At 46.4% G+C, this 18,489-nt stretch carries 25 protein-coding genes; 15 read left to right on the plus strand and 10 right to left on the minus strand.

Annotated elements, in window-relative coordinates:
* The first annotated feature begins 5 nt into the window (after window positions 1-5).
* Genes AACL30_RS05460 through AACL30_RS05470 form a run of 3 tightly spaced genes read left to right on the plus strand, consistent with a single transcriptional unit; the run spans window position 6 to window position 2,305 of the window.
* Window positions 6-497, plus strand: coding sequence for a conjugal transfer protein TrbH (locus AACL30_RS05460; protein WP_339057987.1), 492 nt, complete (start codon window positions 6-8; stop codon window positions 495-497).
* Window positions 498-502: 5 nt separating this feature from the next.
* Complete coding sequence (locus AACL30_RS05465) at window positions 503-1,942, plus strand: TrbI/VirB10 family protein (protein WP_339057988.1); 1,440 nt, start codon at window positions 503-505, stop codon at window positions 1,940-1,942.
* Window positions 1,943-1,960: 18 nt separating this feature from the next.
* Window positions 1,961-2,305: a hypothetical protein gene (locus AACL30_RS05470; RefSeq protein ID WP_339057989.1), complete on the plus strand. Its 345-nt coding sequence runs from the start codon at window positions 1,961-1,963 to the stop codon at window positions 2,303-2,305.
* On the opposite strand, the gene AACL30_RS05475 is transcribed toward AACL30_RS05470, so the two are convergent.
* A protein-coding gene (locus AACL30_RS05475) for an IS5 family transposase (RefSeq protein ID WP_422389587.1) occupies window positions 2,292-3,055 on the minus strand; the annotation gives its coding sequence in 2 pieces (ribosomal slippage) (window positions 2,292-2,695 and window positions 2,695-3,055; 765 coding nt in all). The genes AACL30_RS05470 and AACL30_RS05475 overlap by 14 nt on opposite strands.
* Window positions 3,056-3,309: 254 nt before the next feature.
* On the opposite strand from AACL30_RS05475, the gene AACL30_RS05480 reads away from it, so the two are divergent.
* Together AACL30_RS05480 and trbL are read left to right on the plus strand one after the other, a co-directional pair.
* Complete coding sequence (locus AACL30_RS05480; protein WP_339057990.1) at window positions 3,310-3,636, plus strand: hypothetical protein; 327 nt, start codon at window positions 3,310-3,312, stop codon at window positions 3,634-3,636.
* Between the two features lie 10 nt (window positions 3,637-3,646).
* The gene (trbL, locus tag AACL30_RS05485; RefSeq protein WP_339057991.1) at window positions 3,647-4,873 is read left to right on the plus strand and encodes a P-type conjugative transfer protein TrbL; all 1,227 of its coding nucleotides are present in this window, start codon (window positions 3,647-3,649) and stop codon (window positions 4,871-4,873) included.
* A gap of 168 nt (window positions 4,874-5,041) precedes the next feature.
* Here the strand turns inward: trbL and AACL30_RS05490 are convergent, their stop codons facing one another.
* From AACL30_RS05490 to istA (AACL30_RS05515), 6 genes are all read right to left on the minus strand, one after another.
* Window positions 5,042-5,599: a hypothetical protein gene (locus AACL30_RS05490; RefSeq protein ID WP_339057992.1), complete on the minus strand. Its 558-nt coding sequence runs from the start codon at window positions 5,597-5,599 to the stop codon at window positions 5,042-5,044.
* Between the two features lie 134 nt (window positions 5,600-5,733).
* On the minus strand, window positions 5,734-6,495 hold the full coding sequence (locus tag AACL30_RS05495) for a hypothetical protein (RefSeq protein ID WP_339057993.1): 762 nt from the start codon (window positions 6,493-6,495) through the stop codon (window positions 5,734-5,736).
* A 112-nt stretch (window positions 6,496-6,607) separates the two neighbouring features.
* Window positions 6,608-6,754, minus strand: coding sequence for a hypothetical protein (locus tag AACL30_RS05500; RefSeq protein ID WP_339057994.1), 147 nt, complete (start codon window positions 6,752-6,754; stop codon window positions 6,608-6,610).
* A gap of 74 nt (window positions 6,755-6,828) precedes the next feature.
* Window positions 6,829-7,440, minus strand: coding sequence for a hypothetical protein (locus AACL30_RS05505; protein WP_339057995.1), 612 nt, complete (start codon window positions 7,438-7,440; stop codon window positions 6,829-6,831).
* A gap of 75 nt (window positions 7,441-7,515) precedes the next feature.
* Window positions 7,516-8,313, minus strand: a complete 798-nt coding sequence (gene istB, locus AACL30_RS05510; protein WP_339058365.1) for an IS21-like element helper ATPase IstB — start codon at window positions 8,311-8,313, stop codon at window positions 7,516-7,518.
* Complete coding sequence (istA, locus tag AACL30_RS05515) at window positions 8,310-9,488, minus strand: IS21 family transposase (RefSeq protein ID WP_339056344.1); 1,179 nt, start codon at window positions 9,486-9,488, stop codon at window positions 8,310-8,312. Before istA (AACL30_RS05515) ends, istB (AACL30_RS05510) begins: the two co-directional genes overlap by 4 nt.
* Here istA (AACL30_RS05515) and AACL30_RS05520 point away from each other — a divergent pair.
* Entirely contained in the window at window positions 9,487-9,822 is a 336-nt protein-coding gene (locus AACL30_RS05520; RefSeq protein ID WP_339056571.1) for a hypothetical protein, read from the plus strand. The genes istA (AACL30_RS05515) and AACL30_RS05520 overlap by 2 nt on opposite strands.
* Window positions 9,823-9,887: 65 nt before the next feature.
* Here AACL30_RS05520 and AACL30_RS05525 read toward each other — a convergent pair whose 3' ends face one another.
* A complete protein-coding gene (locus tag AACL30_RS05525; protein WP_339056570.1) occupies window positions 9,888-10,142 on the minus strand; it encodes a hypothetical protein in 255 nt (84 codons plus the stop codon).
* Window positions 10,143-10,431: 289 nt separating this feature from the next.
* Between AACL30_RS05525 and AACL30_RS05530 the strand changes: the two genes are divergently transcribed.
* The 6 genes from AACL30_RS05530 to AACL30_RS05555 all read left to right on the plus strand — a co-directional run bounded on the left by AACL30_RS05530 (window position 10,432) and on the right by AACL30_RS05555 (window position 14,888).
* Complete coding sequence (locus tag AACL30_RS05530; RefSeq protein WP_339056569.1) at window positions 10,432-10,629, plus strand: class II holin family protein; 198 nt, start codon at window positions 10,432-10,434, stop codon at window positions 10,627-10,629.
* Entirely contained in the window at window positions 10,626-11,144 is a 519-nt protein-coding gene (locus AACL30_RS05535) for a lysozyme (protein ID WP_339056568.1), read from the plus strand. Before AACL30_RS05530 ends, AACL30_RS05535 begins: the two co-directional genes overlap by 4 nt.
* Window positions 11,137-11,595: a lysis protein gene (locus tag AACL30_RS05540; protein ID WP_339056567.1), complete on the plus strand. Its 459-nt coding sequence runs from the start codon at window positions 11,137-11,139 to the stop codon at window positions 11,593-11,595. The genes AACL30_RS05535 and AACL30_RS05540 overlap by 8 nt, the downstream gene beginning before the upstream one ends.
* A gap of 270 nt (window positions 11,596-11,865) precedes the next feature.
* The gene (locus tag AACL30_RS05545; protein WP_339056566.1) at window positions 11,866-12,396 is read left to right on the plus strand and encodes a KilA-N domain-containing protein; all 531 of its coding nucleotides are present in this window, start codon (window positions 11,866-11,868) and stop codon (window positions 12,394-12,396) included.
* Window positions 12,397-12,886: 490 nt separating this feature from the next.
* A complete protein-coding gene (locus AACL30_RS05550; protein ID WP_339056565.1) occupies window positions 12,887-13,453 on the plus strand; it encodes a hypothetical protein in 567 nt (188 codons plus the stop codon).
* Window positions 13,398-14,888 (plus strand): terminase, encoded by a 1,491-nt coding sequence (locus AACL30_RS05555; protein ID WP_339056564.1) that lies wholly within the window; start codon window positions 13,398-13,400, stop codon window positions 14,886-14,888. The genes AACL30_RS05550 and AACL30_RS05555 overlap by 56 nt, the downstream gene beginning before the upstream one ends.
* Window positions 14,889-14,909: 21 nt before the next feature.
* Here the strand turns inward: AACL30_RS05555 and AACL30_RS05560 are convergent, their stop codons facing one another.
* Both AACL30_RS05560 and AACL30_RS05565 read right to left on the minus strand, forming a co-directional pair.
* A complete protein-coding gene (locus AACL30_RS05560; protein WP_339056563.1) occupies window positions 14,910-15,212 on the minus strand; it encodes an addiction module antidote protein in 303 nt (100 codons plus the stop codon).
* Window positions 15,209-15,625 (minus strand): type II toxin-antitoxin system RelE/ParE family toxin, encoded by a 417-nt coding sequence (locus tag AACL30_RS05565; RefSeq protein ID WP_339056562.1) that lies wholly within the window; start codon window positions 15,623-15,625, stop codon window positions 15,209-15,211. The genes AACL30_RS05560 and AACL30_RS05565 overlap by 4 nt, the downstream gene beginning before the upstream one ends.
* Here AACL30_RS05565 and AACL30_RS05570 point away from each other — a divergent pair.
* The 3 genes from AACL30_RS05570 to istB (AACL30_RS05580) all read left to right on the plus strand — a co-directional run bounded on the left by AACL30_RS05570 (window position 15,602) and on the right by istB (AACL30_RS05580) (window position 18,452).
* Window positions 15,602-16,417 (plus strand): hypothetical protein, encoded by an 816-nt coding sequence (locus AACL30_RS05570; protein WP_422389543.1) that lies wholly within the window; start codon window positions 15,602-15,604, stop codon window positions 16,415-16,417. The two genes, AACL30_RS05565 and AACL30_RS05570, sit on opposite strands and share 24 nt — an antisense overlap.
* 62 nt (window positions 16,418-16,479) lie before the next feature.
* Entirely contained in the window at window positions 16,480-17,658 is a 1,179-nt protein-coding gene (istA, locus tag AACL30_RS05575) for an IS21 family transposase (RefSeq protein WP_339056344.1), read from the plus strand.
* Window positions 17,655-18,452, plus strand: coding sequence for an IS21-like element helper ATPase IstB (gene istB, locus AACL30_RS05580; RefSeq protein ID WP_339058365.1), 798 nt, complete (start codon window positions 17,655-17,657; stop codon window positions 18,450-18,452). The genes istA (AACL30_RS05575) and istB (AACL30_RS05580) overlap by 4 nt, the downstream gene beginning before the upstream one ends.
* Window positions 18,453-18,489 lie beyond the last annotated feature (37 nt).

Below are 18,489 nucleotides of genomic sequence, written 5' to 3' on the forward strand. Positions count from 1 at the left end.
TAATAATGAAAAAAAAGGTGATCGGGGCGCTACTCGCGCTGAGTTTACAGGGCCTCACCGGTTGCACATCAACCGGAGGCTATGGTAATTACGCCACAGCCCCTCTTCATTTTAATCAAAAAATGGCGCAAGACACGGCAGCTCAGCTGGTCACTTTATATTTGCCGGCGAAAACACATTTGAGCCTGAAACAACGCATACCGCCGAGGGATACTTACGGCACCGCATTGGTTGAAGCCTTGCGCGCCAATGGTTATTCGGTACTGGAATATACTCCGCAAAAACGCGCTACGCGCTCCCAATCTACGCGCTTCCAACCCTCCGCGATTAAAGCGCCGGTGCCAACGATTGATCTGCGCTACATTGTTGATGCGCCCAAATCGACAAATTTTTATCGGGTCACGGTTCAAGTGGGGACAGGATCCATTAGTCGTGTTTTTACCTTAGCGCCTGAAGGTAAGCTCTATCCAGCAAGCGCTTGGATCCGCAGGGAATAACCACAATGGCAGATGACAATCCACCCTCTCTTGATAATGAAGCTAAAGATATACCCACAGCCCTTGAAGTTGCCGCTAGGCGGCCAGGGGGTGAGACCGATGAGCGTAGACAACTACGTGATTCCGCGAACACGCGCAGCCAACAACGCGGCGGCTTCAAAGACGAAGGGTATAAGCCTAAAAGTGGTATCCGGCGTGTAAATAATCTGCCGCTGATCATTGCCAGCATTATCGTCGGCATTTTTATATTGTTGATCGCCATGGTGGCGGCTAAACGTGCTAATAATAGTCAGGTAGAACAAGACGTATCAGAGACGTCCAATACAAATACCGACACCACCAGCATGGCGATGAATATCGTCGCCGGTCGTTGCACGGGGTTGATCCCGGAAGCAGTGCCCGCGGCGCCTGCCGAGCCCTTGCCCGAATTGCCTGATCTCAATGAATTAACAGCCTTGATGAATAGTATGCCAGCTCCGCCGGCTACGCTTCCTGATCCTTCAGTGTCTCAACCACCGCCTTCTGCCCCTGAAGTGGTTGATCCCGCTGTACAAGAAATACGCACAGCAAAAATTCAACGCTTTCAAGAAGCCGTGCGGGCAAAAACGGCGATATCCTTTTCAAATCAGCTGAGTTCAGCACCGACAAATGATAGTCAAAGCACCCGTCCCCAGGATTTGGATTATCAAAAGCAGATGGAGGCAATCCAAGCAAACCTAAAAAATTCACAGAATAGTCTACGTTCATCTGCTGCTTCCGCTTCAAATGATCGCAATAACATCAAACAATTCGGTCAACAGGGTGAAGGTGATCGTTGGCAGCTTAAAGAGCAGGTGCAGGCACCGCGTTCCTCATTTGAAATCCGTGCCGGCGGTGTGATCCCTGGCGTGATGATCAGTGGAATCAATTCCGATTTGCCGGGACAAATTATGGGGCAGGTATCACAGGATGTTTATGACACCGCCACCGGCAAATATTTGCTTATTCCACAGGGTACCCGGCTGATTGGTGCCTATACCAATGATGTCGCTTATGGACAATCGGCGGTGATGATTGCCTGGCAGCGTTTAATTTTTCCTGACGGTAAAGCATTGGACATTGATGCGATGCCGGGTGCCGACAACGCGGGCTATTCAGGATTTCGTGATCAGGTGAATAATCATTATTTTCGTATTTTTTCCTCAGCGTTGTTAATGTCGGTAGTGACCGCCGGTATATCCTATAGCCAGGATAAAAATGAGAAGGGGAATGATGGCAATAATCGCAGTATGAATAGCCAAATGAGTCAGGCGCTCGGTCAACAGTTTGGTCAAGTGATCACCAAAATGATTGAAAAAAACCTTGATATTGCGCCGACATTAGAAATTCGCCCCGGCTATCGTTTTAACATCATGATCATAAAAGATATTAATTTCACTAAAGCCTATCAGTCGTTCGATTACTAACGTCAAAGAGAAATTAAGATGAAAAAAAAGATAAAGAAAATTTCAGTGGTTAAAGCCACGGTGTTGGCGATAATGTTGAGTGGCGTCATGTCGCAGCAAGCACTTTCAGGGATACCAACAGTAGATATTGGGACTATTGGTCAAACAACCATCAGTGCTACGCAACAAGTTCTGGCGGTAAAAAAACAAGTTGAACAATACAAAAAACAGGTAGAGCAATACACAACACAGGTAGAACAATACAAAATCATGTATGACAATGCATTAAAATTAGATAATTTCACTTGGGATAAAGCACAGAGCACTATGCAGTCATTAATGCAAGCGCAAAATACTTTATATAGTGTCGTCATGAGATCTTGAGCCATAGAGCAAGGCATCGTATTTGTACAGCAGCGAGAAAAGAGGAGGTATTTTTTGCATAACGAGTAGCAATACCTCGCCAGCGCTTTAGGTGCAGAAAAGCATTTTCCACGAGATGTCGATGCTTGTAGAGCGCTTTATCGTACTCACGTTGAATTTTACGATTCTTTTTAGGTGGTATTACGATTTGCATGCCGGCTTCTTCTGCTTTTTTAATGATGTTATCACTGTCATAGCCCTTGTCAGCCAACAGATATTCTGCTGCAATACCTTTGGTTAAATTCGTTGCTTGCTGACAATCTGCTGTGGTACCTGATGTAATAAAAATTCTGACCGGCATACCATGCGCATCCACGGCCAGATGTATCTTACTGTTGAGCCCCCTTTTGTGCGCTCCATATCCTGATTACCGCCTTTTGCGCCTGCTGCATGAGGGTGAACTTTGCTATGAGTGGCATCAATCATCAGCCATTCAAAATCTGGCTCCACAATCAGCGCTTCGAGCAGAGACTCCCATAGCCCCTTGTCACGCCAGCGGCAAAACCGGCGATGAGTATTTTTCCAACCGCCATAATCAGGCGGTAAATCACGCCAGGGAGCGCCGGTTCTCAATATCCAGAAAACAGCATTAATAAACTGCCTGTTATCTCTGGCTATGCCACCCCAAGTGCCTTTTCTCCCCGGGAGATGAGCTTCCAATAGGCTCCAAACATGATCGGATATATCGTGGCGGCGATGGGCTAAATTCATTCCCGAATCATCTTTCATTATTGAATCATCTCAACAGTTGTCGTTATTTGTTACATGATAATATATTTTTTATTACGTGACGACACTACTTAGCACAATATAAAACTCAACTCGGCAGTCTTGAAAAATACTTAGCGCGTTATCAAAATCTGGCGAGTTATCTCAAATCACCCTGCTTTACGAGCGCAGGATGCAGTGCATCGGAACGTCAAAAAATACTTGATGCACAAGCTGAAGCGTCACAAGCGCAAAAATTGGTCAACGATGATGTGTTAAAAGGCATCGATCAGCAACAAAAATCTCTATCAACAGAGGCGACGCGATTAACAGAATTGCAAACCCAAGCACAAGGTGCTAAAGGCCAAATGCAAGCCATTCAAGCCACTAACCAACTTGCCAGTGCCCAGGTAAATCAAATGCAGCAAATTCGTGCTTTACTGATGGCACAACAGACCGCTGAAGCAACTCGCAACCAAGTGATTGCCGATCGCGAAGCACAGGCAATGGCCGCATCACAGCAGTTACGTAATAGCGCTAATATTAAGGTTGATAATAAACCCGCTAAAACATTATCTTGGTAGAGCCATCATCATGATTAAAAAGCCACTGCTGTTGCTGCCATTGATTGTTATTCTCAGCCTAATGTTTTTTTATTCGGTATCCGCTTACGCTTTACCTATGGATACCAATGCTCCATCTATGGATACCAATGTTTTCGATGGCATATTGACAAAATATGAAACCGCCGCCAAAAAATGGGAAAAAACCATGATCGGTTATGCAACTAATCTATTTTGGGGATTGGCCTTGATCAGCATGGTGTGGACCTATGGCATGATGATCTTAAAAAAAGCGGATATTCAGGAATTTTTTGCTGAAACTATCCGTTTTTTTTGTATGACCGGCTTTTTTTGGTGGATTTTGACTAACGGTCCGGCCATCGGTGATGCCATCATCAAATCGATTTGGCAAATAGGCGTGGACGCAATAGGCGTGAATAAAGATTTTACCCCGGGGGGAGTGGTTAAAATTGGTTTTGACATTTTTTTTAAGGTGTTAGATCAATCTTCGATATGGTCACCGATAGATAGTGCAGTCGGGATCCTGATTTCTGTGGTGATCCTGACTATTTTAACCCTCATTGGTGTTAACCTGCTGCTGCTGTTCGTATCGGCTTGGATTTTGGTCTACGGTGGGGTGTTTTTTCTTGGATTTGGCGGCTCGCGCTGGACCAGTGATATTGCGCTTAACTTTTATAAAACGGTGTTAAGTGTCGCCGCTCAACTGATGGCGATGCTTTTATTGATCGGCATCGGCAAAACCTTCGTGAGCGATTATTATGACAACATGAGTGGTGGCGCTAATCTAAAAGAGCTCGGGATCATGTTAGTGGCCTCTATCATGCTATTTTATCTCACTAATAAAATCCCTCCGCTCATTGGTAGTATTATTGACGGCGGAAATTTTAATACCAGCGGCGGCGGTTTTAGTGGTGGCGCTGCAATCGGTTCAGGGGCGGGTTTTGCCATGGGCGCTGCCAGTATGGCCGCCGCGACAGCAACAACGGGTGGCTCCATGGCCTTGGCGGGCGCCTCCAATATGCTTAGTGGTGGGGCTTCTTCATTACAAGCGGCGTTTCACTCAGCACAACAACAAATGACCCCAAGCGGGAGCATGGCCACAAGTGAGAACAATGCCCCCTCGAATGTTAATAGCGGATCGGGAGGTAGCAATAGTTTTTCATCGGTGATGAATCATGCGGTAGTAGAAAACAAGCCTGTCACAGCCAAACCAAAAGAGACAACCCAACAGGCATAGCTTACTGCGTGGCGCGAATTCTGCGTTACGCGGTGCTCGCAATCCTCATGTACTGTATGTATTTGGCATATACCCTTCGCCTTTCAAATTACGGCGGCATTGGCTACTCGTACTCATCCTCTGTCATGTACCGATTCGATTGATTACCGCCTTGTCGTAACGCGAAATTCATTCGGTATATAAAGTTAGGTCAGTATTGTGAGAATGATGATTACTATAGAATCTTAAATAAGTCAGTACTCCGATTAGCGCAAAAGGCATCAATCCACAAGCCACACTGCCAATACTGACACATACCTCTTTACAGATTGGCGAACACTGGTCAGGTTTTGGATTCAATTTTGCGTAAAGCGCTGGATTACATTTTTTTAGTAATGCCATGTAGAGATGTTTTTCATGCCGTTTCAGGCTTTTTTTGGCATAGTTATTAGCTTCTAAACCTTCTATCATCTCTCTCTCTGAACGTAGTATTGACCTTATTCTGCTATGGGTAAGATTGAAGGTATTATAGTCGCGTAGGTTTAGCCCAGCGGCAAGGGTTTCAACAACATGAGGCTGAAAAATTTCAGCCATGCGAGGAGAGCCTATGTTAACGGCACAAGATGTAGGACGATGAAGCCGAAAAACATTTGCTATACGTGTAACATAGACCCAAGGGGGTTTGTTTTCAGTGGTGAGGGGATACATGTTAATAATACATTGTTCTGATCGCGGAGTGGTCAACATAATTATTTCTCCTAATTATTGATTGTACTAGCCGGATATACCCAATGAATTTCGAGTTACGACAAGGCGGCAATCAATCGAATCGGCACATGACAAAGAATGAGTGATCGCTGCCAACGCCGCCGTAACAGACGCTATTCAAGCTGGATCAGCAAGGTGGGGGGATAGGGTACCCACCTTTTAGTACTACTTTTGGGGAGTGAGCAGTATTCGTCTAAACATGCTCTAATTGTTGCACTCTTGAGAAAAGGGCTATGATTATTTATAAAACGAATATATCGTGGTTTCAGGCCGTGGGTATATCCTACACGGGCTCCACTTAAAGTCGCTTTCCTCCATTTAAGTAGATCCTTTGAACACTCCCCTTCGCGTCGAAAATAGTCGATTTCTGGCAAAGCTGCTTGATGAAGGTTGATCGAGCATCCTGTGGTGCGCAAGAGATAGGAGGTAAAAGATTCATGTTGGGGTTCATGATGGTATTTTAGCAGCGCTTCAATGGCGTTATAACTGAATTTTGACGTTTTGGAGCCTGTGTTAAATTCTCCTATGAAACCTTTTTCTCTTAGCCTTTTATTCAAATAATCATGAAGTCTTTTTATCACCGCATCAGGAATACCGAACGAAGATAAACGAGATTGAGCCAAAAAATAGGGCTCAAGATCTACGGCATCACGACCCTTGATATCATCGGCACAGATAACCTGCTGGATAAATTTTTTGATGTAGTGTTGCTGGGTATCATTAATACATCCTTTGTTCGAAGCACCTTCGATGTTAATTTTTTCTCCGTTATACTTGTCGAGTTCTAATTGGAATAGGGTATTTTTTAGACTCAGATTGAGTGGAAGATAAGTAGACTGATGAAAAATATGGCTCTTTACAGGAGTAGGAAACATGGTATTAGCCTCCATTAATTGCACCAACAAAGTACAACCCTTGACTTAAGTATAGGACATAATTTTTTCTCAGCTAATCGACATAACTATGGCCGAATCAGTTTAATTTGATTCAAGGCGGAGGAGCGCAGACAGTACAAATATACCTTTCGCCTTTCAAGTTACGGCGGCGTTGGCTGCGGGTGTTCGCCGAATCACGTAGTATGTTTACGCTCATCGGTCTCACACCCTTGCCGCCTTGCCGTAACGCGAAATTCATTGGGTATATATGAACGCCCTGGGATGAGTGATCGCTGCCAACGCCGCCGTAATTTGAAAGGCGAAAGGTATTTGCTAGTCATGATGAACAACTGTTGCATAACTTGGCACAGCTACCCACAGCGTATCGATTTGTGTTTGCAGATTGACATGGCTCAATAATAATGAGAAAGCCACCTCGGGATAATAGTTATTTGCCGCAGAAAAAGTAGACATGGCTTCAACCATTGTCTCAATGTTATTGCCTGCTAATTGAAATCCTGAGGCGACTATCGTTTCGATCTTTGATTCAGGCTCAGAGTAATAGTGCTTTATCGTTACCGTATCCCCTGAATTTGCCCCATTGATCAGTACTATCAGATCATCTTCTTGCTTTTCCAACCATAATGTTTCTTTGCTGATATCAGAAAAAGTGAATTTGAGGCTATCACACCCCCCTCTCTCGCTAATGCTGTCATGGCCATCGCCTCTCGCATACAGATAGGTATCATCTCCAATGCTGCCCACCAGCGTATCGTTTCCCTTACCGCCGCTCAAGGCATAACCCCCGGTGTTGCGAGTCAGATCGATAAAAATGTCATCGCCTTGCAATAAATTTAACTGATTATCTATTAGTTCGTTGCTTAGCATACTTTCGTGATACAGCGTAATAATGTCATCATCGGATGTGACCTTTACTTGCCCCAATGACGGATTACCCGCCTTGTGTCAACGCTACTTTAGATTGACCACTTTTTGCTACTTTAAAATGTCCAGTTTTTGCTAATTTTCCTGTTGGGTTTCTATTCCAGGCGCCTGGATAATATCAGTCGTTTTTATAGGCAACATGCCTGCTTTGCGTTTATTTTTGAGTCGATAGCTTTCTCCTTTAATATTCAATGTGGTTGAATGATGTAAAAGCCTGTCTAAAATCGCAGTTGCTAAAATGTGATCACCGAATACGTCCCCCCAATCAGTAAAACTTTTATTTGATGTGAGAATGATGCTCGCCTTTTCATAACGACGGCTCAATAACCTGAAAAATAGGCTAGCTTCTTCGCGATTCATCGGTAAATACCCGATTTCATCCAGTATTAATACCCTGGCATAGCACAGTTGCTGAAGTTGGCGTTCCAGACGGTTTTCTTGCTTTGCCTTCATTAAGGTACAGCAGAGTCTATCCAGAGGCATAAACAATACCCGATGCCCAGCTGTAGCTGCCTTGACAGCCAGCGCTATCGCCAAATGCGTTTTCCCTACCCCAGGTGGGCCTAACAAAATGACGTTTTCATGATGTTCGACAAACCTCAGCCCCGCCAGCTCGCGGATAATTTTCCTGTCTATACTTGGTTGGAAAGTAAAGTCAAATTGCTCCAAGGTTTTTATCCACGGCAAACGTGCTTGTTTTAACCGCGATTCCAAGCCTTTTTGGTGACGCCCGTTCCATTCCTGGGCTAATGCCTGCTGGAGAAATTCACGGTAGTTCAGTGCTTTCTTGGTGGCTTCTTCACATAAACTCTCCAACGCATCGCCCAGGTAATCCATTTTTAACCGTATCAACAAGTTTTCCATTTCCATCAGAGTAGCTCCTCATACACACTGAGCGAACGAGACGCTACTCGATTGACCTGTTGCCAAAGGGCTTGATGATGTTCTGGCACCTTTTGCCAGCCCTGCGTTACCTCCTGCAAGAGATGCGTCGCGAGCAGTTGCTCATCGCCGTAAATACGTAGCGTATTATCTAAACCGATACGAATATTAACCGCACGACCACACCAGAATGAAGGCACGCTATAGCGATTACCTCTGACATCGATATAGCTGTCCCATGCCACTTGTCGTAGGTCGAAGTAGCTGGTATCGAAATCAGTCGCAGGGAGTGGCATCAAGGCTATTTTTTCCTCAGCAAAACGATTTTCCGGTGTCTGCTTGAATTGACGAAGATGACGCTGGTCTGCCACTTTCGCCAGCCACATCGCTAGCAGTTGATTAACATGAGCGAAACTCTCAAACTGACGGTAGCGAGTGAAAAAATTGTGTTTAACATAGCCCACCATCCGTTCGGTTTTGCCTTTCGTTTGCGGTCGATAAGGCTTACAGGCGCGAGGGCTAAACCCATAGTGATTAGCCAGTTGCAGGAAGCCCGCATTGAACTCGATGTGGCCATTTTGTCCATGTTTGATAACAGCGGCTTTTTGGTTATCTACCAAGACATTTTTTACGCTGCCACCGAAGTAATTGAAGCTGCGAACCAGCGATTCATACGTGTGCTCAGCATCTTGCTTAGGGGCAGCAAAGACATGAAAGCGACGCGAAAAACCGAGCGTATTAACGGCAAAATTAACCGTACAGGCAGAGCCTGCCACCTCAACGATGATTTCTCCCCAATCGTGTTGAAGTTGATAACCGGGGAGGGTTTCAAAGCGTACCGTGTTTTTCGAGGCCCTGAGCGGACGTTTGGGATGTATATAACGTCGGAGCATCGCACTCCCACCCCGGTAGCCTTTTTCACGGATTTCCTCAAAAATAACCGCCGCATTCCAAACCTGTTCACTCAACCTTGAATCGATGTAGTCTTTAAAGGGCTCGAGTTTAGCAACCTGTTTTTTACCGCGTTTTGCTGTTGGCGGCGCAGGATAGCTAATGTGCCGTCTCACCGTTTTTTCTGAACACCCTATCTGATGGGCAATATCAACAATAAATGCCCCCTGTTGATGGCGTTGTTTTATCATGTAGTGGTCCTCTCTTCTTAGCATGCTTATTTCCCTCATGGCTTTGTCACCACAAAGGAAACTGCATTCTGGCTTGAGTGGACAAATTAAATTAGCAATTTACGGTCTTTTATCATTAGCGCTGACACTACAGAAAAAGCGTCATCTTCCTCAATCGCTGCAATTCCTCTTTCCTTCGGGCAGAAGAAGTAGGAGACCCATTTTGATTTTCTGTAAGAATTGTTGTTTTCTGTGCTGTTGTCTCTTTTTCAGGGCATCTGACTACGAGTATTTGGGATATCCTGGGTTGAGGTACCATACGAGCTGTACAACCATTAGGGAGCCAATCAGAAGAAAGCCCCCAATCAGGAGAGGCTAAAACAGGCACCGGTAATAATATAACCGGTAATATTCTGAAGAAAATTTTTATTGTCTGAATAGTGATTACCACCATGGCCACACCTTCCGCATTTTTGCTTTGAATTCCTCTTCGTGTTTTTGCATAGAAGAAGATGGGTTTTCTCCATGGAAGGAGGTTGCTTGCTGTTCAATAATTTTTTGTTGCTTACACACGGGGATGAGACCCACAAAAGTCATCTCCCACGTAGTGGCGTTACAAATAGAAGAAGCCCAAGCCGGTGTGAGTAATGCTAATAATATAACGAATAAACTATTCAAGCAGGTTCTTATTTTTTTCATCTGCCCACCTCCTGTTTTCCGGTTAGCCTCATTTAATCGGTACTGGTTTTTGATCTCTTATTTAGCATAGTCACCAGAAAAGCAATTTTCCCTTTCAATTTTTATTACCTGTTTATTGTTTAACGTTATTGACAGCCTTTTATTTTAATGGCTACGCATCGCGCGGCCTTTTCACCTTTTAGCGCCTCCCCCTGCCCATCAGTGTTCAATTCTTTTATCCACGAGAGGGTAAACGGGGGACGGCGCTATTTTTCATCTTCCCTTTCCCACTTAAGAGACGAGACTAACCATGGACAAACTGACCACAGGCGCGACCTATGCGGCGTGCGCCGGGAGTATTTTTAATGGTTTGCTGAGCAGCGATAGCTCAGAACAATGGAATGCCATTGGTGTGCTGGCGGGCGTCTCGTTGGCGGTACTCACCTATCTGACGAATTTGTATTTCAAGATTAAAGAAGACCGACGTAAGAGCAGGGCAGGAAAATGAGCACGCTAAGCAAACCCCTGCTGGGACTGATTTTGGCAGGAGCAACAACAACCGCCATCCTGACGCAATTTTTGCAGGAAAAAGAAGGCAATCGGCTAACGGCGTATCGCGATGGCGCACATGTTTGGACGATTTGCCGCGGGGCGACACGGGTCGATGGCCAGCCGGTGAAGCCCGGCATGATACTCAGTCGCGAGCAGTGTGAGCAAGTTAACCAATTTGAAGTGGATAAGGCGATTGCTTGGGTAGAGCGTCATATCAAGCTGCCGTTAACCGAGGCGCAGAAAGCCGGTATTGCTTCGTTTTGTCCTTATAACCTTGGCGCGAGTAAATGCACGGCGTCCACTTTCTATCGCAAACTCAATGCCGGTGACTATCAAGGCGCCTGTGCAGAAATCAAGCGCTGGATTTTCGATGGCGGTAAAGATTGTCGCCTTCGTGCCAATAATTGTGCGGGTCAAGTGATAAGACGCGCGCAGGAAAGTGAGCTGACCTGTTGGGGGAGGGATGTTTAATCGATTATTTTTTATCCTGTTGAGTCTCATTCTGCTCGTGAGTCTCACGGCTATTTATTATCACGCTGAATCAGCAAAAAAAGACAATGCCATTAAAGCACTACTCCATGAACGCGATAATGCGTGGATGACGATGGAAAGCATGAAAAAGCAGCATCAGCAGCTCGCTGTACTCGATAGCCAACACATGCAGGAACTCAATGATGCCAACAGACAAATTGCGGCGCTTGAACGTGCTGTTCATACTGGCCAGCGTCGGTTGCAGTTCGCTGCCCGATGTGAAAAATTGCCCCACACCGCCGCCTCCGCCCGCCTGGATGATGTTGCCGGTGCCCGACTTGACGATACCGCTGTCCACGCTTATTTCCGTCTCCGAAACGGAATTGAAATAGTCACCCAGCAAATCAAGGGATTACAGGACTACATTACCCAAGTCTGTTTGGCGCAATAAACCCTCGAAAAGATAAGATAAGTAGATACAGCATGCGCATTTGAAATGCGACCCTTTAGAACGATGCAACAAAATGGCATCACCTCTATTAATTAATACGTAATCAATTACTCACTTCGGTGGGTTTTTTTATGCTTGTGCTTCACACGCGCATTAATACCAAGAACCTTTTCAGGAATGAATCCTTGAGGAAGCCAGTAGTGGTAGGCGTATCCTCTTGGGCTGGTATTTCTGTGTGATAAGGGTTCATTGCTGAACAGGAACAACGTAATGAAATATCCAACCGTTGTCATTGAAAATGCTTATGTTCGCAGTAATGAAAATGGAATGTACAATCTCAATGACCTACATCGAGCGGCACTTCAGGCTGGGCTTGCTAAAAAATGGCAAGTTCCGAGTCAGTTTAGAAAAAGCGACGGAATTGAAAAATATATTGATGAAGCCGTGAGAATGCTAAATTGCACTCTGGATAAAAATCATATACTTATCATTAAAAATGGCGGTAAAAACAGTGGAATATGGGCACATGAGCTGATTACTCTTCGCTATGCAGCATGGTTATCACCGGCTTTTGAGTTCAAGGTTTATCAAACTTTCCGTGAGGTCGTCATGCGCGGCATGAATGTGATGAATCGCATTAACCGTCTTGATCATGTGATTCATGGTGAGGAGAAAACTATCAGTGATTGTGCACGAAAAATGCGTCAGTGGGGGATCGGTGGGAGAAAGGCCGTGTTGCAGACGACGAGACAAAGAATGATAGAAGAAGCGCAGTTATTGATACCTGGTTTAGCATCATGAAATGCAAATCAGCAGAAAAATAGCGGATTTCAAATCCGACCCTTGGGAGCCTTCGTCATTTTCGGAGGTGAAATCCATAGCTTAGATGGAGATAAGTCATCTTCATTATGAAGACAACTGCTCGCTTTTATGTTGAAGAGACGGATTGCATTGATAATAGATTGAGCTGCTACCAAAGTGCGAAAATACACTTTGAAATAAAATCAGTGGGTTATGTTAAATGGTTTCTAGCGCCTCTTTTAAACCTGCGCATTAGCATTTAAGGGGCACAATTTTGTACTCACTGATTTTATTGATAAAAATGGTGCTATTTTACCAATGAATAAAAGGGGGAATTTTTACACTATTTACCCTTATGATTTTATTGGTCATTTTCAGAAGGCAAAATCCCCCCGTTAGCACTGTGTCACTCCCTTTCTTCATGTTCATTTTTTTCACTTTTATCGACATAACGACAGAACATGTCGATCACATCAACACAGGAGCCACCATGGCAACACCGGACTGGGAGGCCATCGAAGCGGCGTATCGCGCGGGGTCGTTGTCCATTCGCGCTATCGGCAAACGCTATCACGTCAGTGACACCGCTATCCGCAAAAAAGCGATCCAACGCCATTGGTTGCGTGACCTGACGGATAAAGTGAAGACAGCCACCCACATTCAGCTGGTTCGCAAAGGGGGTTTGCACGCTCCCACCGTGCGAACGGAGACCGACATTATCCACGCCGCGGCGGATGAAGCGGCTTCTGTCGTTTTGTCTCATCGGATTGATTTAGCCGGCTGGCGGCAAATTGCGGCTAACCTCAAAGGCTTCCTTATGGACACGGTTATCACCGAAGACAATCATACCGCGCTGGCTCGCACCTTTAGCGCCGGGGTGGAGGCGCAGCTGAAACTGATTAAGGGCGAGCGCGAGGCATATAATTTAAACCACGAGGCCACCCCTGGCACGGATAACGCGCTGGCGCAATGGATGAAAGAGCTTGCGGAAGGGGATGCACATGGCAATCGACCCCGGTCTGAAAACAAAATTAGCGGATCGGCTGTGGCGTCTTAACCACCTGTACTCCATTACCGATAAACAAGGCGGCAAAATCCGCTTTACCATGACCGCCCCGCAGCGTGACTATTTCACTGGCATGCATACCCGCAATATCATTTTGAAAGCCCGCCAGCTGGGCTTTACCACCTTGGTCTGTTTGATTCAGCTGGATGCCGCGCTGTTTGAATCAGCCAAATGTGCCTTAATTGCGCATACCTTAAACGATGCTAAACGGTTGTTTCGCGAGAAGGTAAAATACGCCTACGATAATCTGCCGACACTGTTAAAGCAGGCCAATCCAGCGCGCAATGATTCGGCAGGGGAATTGGTGTTTAGCAACGGCGGCTCACTGTACATCAGCACCTCTTTTCGCGGCGGCACCTTGCGTTATTTGCATATTTCTGAATTCGGTAAGATTTGCGCCGCGTTTCCCGAAAAAGCCCGTGAAATTGTCACCGGCGCCTTTGAAGCGGTGGCGACCAAAGGGGTTGTCACCATTGAATCGACTGCCGAGGGGCGGACAGGGTATTTTTTCGATTACTGTCAAACGGCAGAAAAAACCTTACTTAGCAACCGCCCCTTAGGGCAGTTGGATTGGAAATTCTTCTTTTTCCCTTGGTGGAAAAACCCGCAGTATGCCTTGCCGTTGCGTCGTCCGCTGCCGCGGCGTTTACAGGCTTATTTTAGCGATTTTCAGGCCAAGAACAGGATTACCCTGACAGAGGAACAACAAGCCTGGTATCACGCCAAAGCATCGACCCTGGGTGAGGACATGATGCGCGAATACCCGTCAATCCCCGCGGAAGCTTTTCAGCAATCGATTGAAGGCGCCTATTATACTCATCAGTTTCGTTATCTCTATGAACATCAGCGCATTGGTACCTTACCGGCTAACCCGCACCTGCCGGTGCACACCTTTTGGGATTTAGGCGTGGGTGATGCCACGGTGATTTGGTTTGTGCGGGAGGTCGGCAGTGAATTTCACCTGATCGACTATTACCAAAACAGCGGTGAAGGCTTGCGGCATTACCTGCAGGTGCTGAAAGCACGGGCGTATCCGTATGGCGAACACTGGGCACCGCACGATATTGAGCACCGCGAATTTTCCGGAGACGGCAAAACCCGTCGGCAACGGGCTTATGAAGGCTATGTGCTCGACGGTGACATTTACCGCCTCAATTTTAAAGTGGTGCCGCGACTGAGTATCGATGAAGGCATTGAATCGGTACGGGAAATCCTGCCGCGCTGTGCCTTTGATAGCGTGACTTGTGAACAGGGGCTGAGTCACCTGGAGCGTTACCGCAAGGCCTGGGATAACCAGCATGGCTGCTGGAAAGACAAGCCCTTGCACGATGCCAGCTCCCATGCCGCCGATGCCTTTCGCTATTTTGCTGTCGCCAAACAGAATTGCCGTCTACGCCGCGGGCAGGTGACACCCTTAAGACTGTAAATCAGGGATGCAGGTTTAACCTCAATGATTTTTTGCCTGGGCAGTGAAGGGGACACCTAATGCATCCATGACTTTACGCACTGTCAGAAAATGTGGATTGGCGCCAGGTTTAAATGCTTTGTACAAATTTTGACGACTTAAGCCGGTTTTCTTGGCAATGTGACCCATTCCGCGTGCCCGAGCCACGTCAGCCAGCGCACTCAGAAAAACGTCTGGATCGGCGTCTTCGGCAGACAAAGCTAAATAGTGAGCGATGGTCTCATCATCATCGAGCAGTTCAGCGGGATCGAAATCATTTAATTCAATACGGGGCGTTTTATTCATTTTAGCGTACTCCGTTTAAGCGCTGCCCACAGGGCTTTAGCCTGGGTAATGTCGCGTTGCTGATTTTTTTTATCGCCCCCCAATAACAATACGTGGACGATGTCATCTTCACGTGCAAAGTAGATCCGATATCCAGGACCAAAATGAATTCTCATTTCGCTGACACCTTCTCCTACCGGGCGTACGTCGCCAATATTGCCCTGCGTAACACGTTTTAAGCGAGTAACGATGTGTGCCTTACCTTGGCTGTCTTTTAGACCTTTGTACCAAGTAATAAATTTATCGGTTCTTTTTAATCGGATCATCGGGTGATTGTCTTTCAAAAGAGACATTTTATCAAGAGTACGATGAACGAATAAAGGGTTATCGTGAACATGTGGAACACCATCATGCCAGATATTGCTAGACCCCATCTCGATTACAACAGCTTGCTGGCCGCCTGGGACATTAACGATGCCTTGATGGGTGGCACCTTATTTCTGCGGCAGCAGGGCGAGCGCTATTTACCGCGTTGGCCTCATGAAGATAAACAGCGCTACCAACAACGTCTCGCGGTAGCCACACTCCTGCCGGCTTACGAGGAAACGCTGAAAAATAACCTGGGGCGGGTATTTTCTGAGCCGACGCAATTAAGTGAGGCCACGCCCGCGGTGATAGTCGATTACTGCCACAATATGGATTTGCAGGGCAACCGGCTGGATGTGTGGGCACAGGCGTATTTTAGCCTGGCGCTGCAATACGGCGTGGCGCATGCGTTGGTTGATTATCCCCGCGTGGGGGCGCTGAAAACCCGTGCTGAGGAGAAAGCCCGCGGGGCTCGCCCCTATGCGGTGTTGATTAATCCGCGTCAGGTGATTGGCTGGCAATCGCGCCATTCCGAGGGTCAGTGTCAATTGACGGAACTGCGCATCAAAGAACAGATTGTGGTCGAGACTGCCCCCTATCACCCGCAGAAAATCGAACAAATTCGCAAATTGACCCCCGGGCGGGTTGAACTCTACCGTAAAATGACACAGGCCGACGGCGTGGAACGCTGGAGGCTGCATGATAGCTGGGTTACCTCCTGCCCGGTTATCCCGCTGGTCACGTTGTACAGCAAACGCACCGGGTTTATGTGCGGTGCCCCGCCGCTACTCAATCTGGCGTTACTCAATATCAAACATTTGTCAGCGCTAATGATAAAAGACCGTAAATTGCTAATTTAATTTGTCCACTCAAGCCAGAATGCAGTTTCCTTTGTGGTGACAAAGCCATGAGGGAAATAAGCATGCTAAGAAGAGAGGACCACTACATGATAAAACAACGCCATCAACAGGGGGCATTTATTGTTGATATTGCCCATCAGATAGGGTGTTCAGAAAAAACGGTGAGACGGCACATTAGCTATCCTGCGCCGCCAACAGCAAAACGCGGTAAAAAACAGGTTGCTAAACTCGAGCCCTTTAAAGACTACATCGATTCAAGGTTGAGTGAACAGGTTTGGAATGCGGCGGTTATTTTTGAGGAAATCCGTGAAAAAGGCTACCGGGGTGGGAGTGCGATGCTCCGACGTTATATACATCCCAAACGTCCGCTCAGGGCCTCGAAAAACACGGTACGCTTTGAAACCCTCCCCGGTTATCAACTTCAACACGATTGGGGAGAAATCATCGTTGAGGTGGCAGGCTCTGCCTGTACGGTTAATTTTGCCGTTAATACGCTCGGTTTTTCGCGTCGCTTTCATGTCTTTGCTGCCCCTAAGCAAGATGCTGAGCACACGTATGAATCGCTGGTTCGCAGCTTCAATTACTTCGGTGGCAGCGTAAAAAATGTCTTGGTAGATAACCAAAAAGCCGCTGTTATCAAACATGGACAAAATGGCCACATCGAGTTCAATGCGGGCTTCCTGCAACTGGCTAATCACTATGGGTTTAGCCCTCGCGCCTGTAAGCCTTATCGACCGCAAACGAAAGGCAAAACCGAACGGATGGTGGGCTATGTTAAACACAATTTTTTCACTCGCTACCGTCAGTTTGAGAGTTTCGCTCATGTTAATCAACTGCTAGCGATGTGGCTGGCGAAAGTGGCAGACCAGCGTCATCTTCGTCAATTCAAGCAGACACCGGAAAATCGTTTTGCTGAGGAAAAAATAGCCTTGATGCCACTCCCTGCGACTGATTTCGATACCAGCTACTTCGACCTACGACAAGTGGCATGGGACAGCTATATCGATGTCAGAGGTAATCGCTATAGCGTGCCTTCATTCTGGTGTGGTCGTGCGGTTAATATTCGTATCGGTTTAGATAATACGCTACGTATTTACGGCGATGAGCAACTGCTCGCGACGCATCTCTTGCAGGAGGTAACGCAGGGCTGGCAAAAGGTGCCAGAACATCATCAAGCCCTTTGGCAACAGGTCAATCGAGTAGCGTCTCGTTCGCTCAGTGTGTATGAGGAGCTACTCTGATGGAAATGGAAAACTTGTTGATACGGTTAAAAATGGATTACCTGGGCGATGCGTTGGAGAGTTTATGTGAAGAAGCCACCAAGAAAGCACTGAACTACCGTGAATTTCTCCAGCAGGCATTAGCCCAGGAATGGAACGGGCGTCACCAAAAAGGCTTGGAATCGCGGTTAAAACAAGCACGTTTGCCGTGGATAAAAACCTTGGAGCAATTTGACTTTACTTTCCAACCAAGTATAGACAGGAAAATTATCCGCGAGCTGGCGGGGCTGAGGTTTGTCGAACATCATGAAAACGTCATTTTGTTAGGCCCACCTGGGGTAGGGAAAACGCATTTGGCGATAGCGCTGGCTGTCAAGGCAGCTACAGCTGGGCATCGGGTATTGTTTATGCCTCTGGATAGACTCTGCTGTACCTTAATGAAGGCAAAGCAAGAAAACCGTCTGGAACGCCAACTTCAGCAACTGTGCTATGCCAGGGTATTAATACTGGATGAAATCGGGTATTTACCGATGAATCGCGAAGAAGCTAGCCTATTTTTCAGGTTATTGAGCCGTCGTTATGAAAAGGCGAGCATCATTCTCACATCAAATAAAAGTTTTACTGATTGGGGGGACGTATTCGGTGATCACATTTTAGCAACTGCGATTTTAGACAGGCTTTTACATCATTCAACCACATTGAATATTAAAGGAGAAAGCTATCGACTCAAAAATAAACGCAAAGCAGGCATGTTGCCTATAAAAACGACTGATATTATCCAGGCGCCTGGAATAGAAACCCAACAGGAAAATTAGCAAAAACTGGACATTTTAAAGTAGCAAAAAGTGGTCA

This window comes from Candidatus Regiella endosymbiont of Tuberolachnus salignus, from assembly GCF_964020115.1.
Lineage (GTDB): Bacteria > Pseudomonadota > Gammaproteobacteria > Enterobacterales > Enterobacteriaceae > Regiella > Regiella insecticola.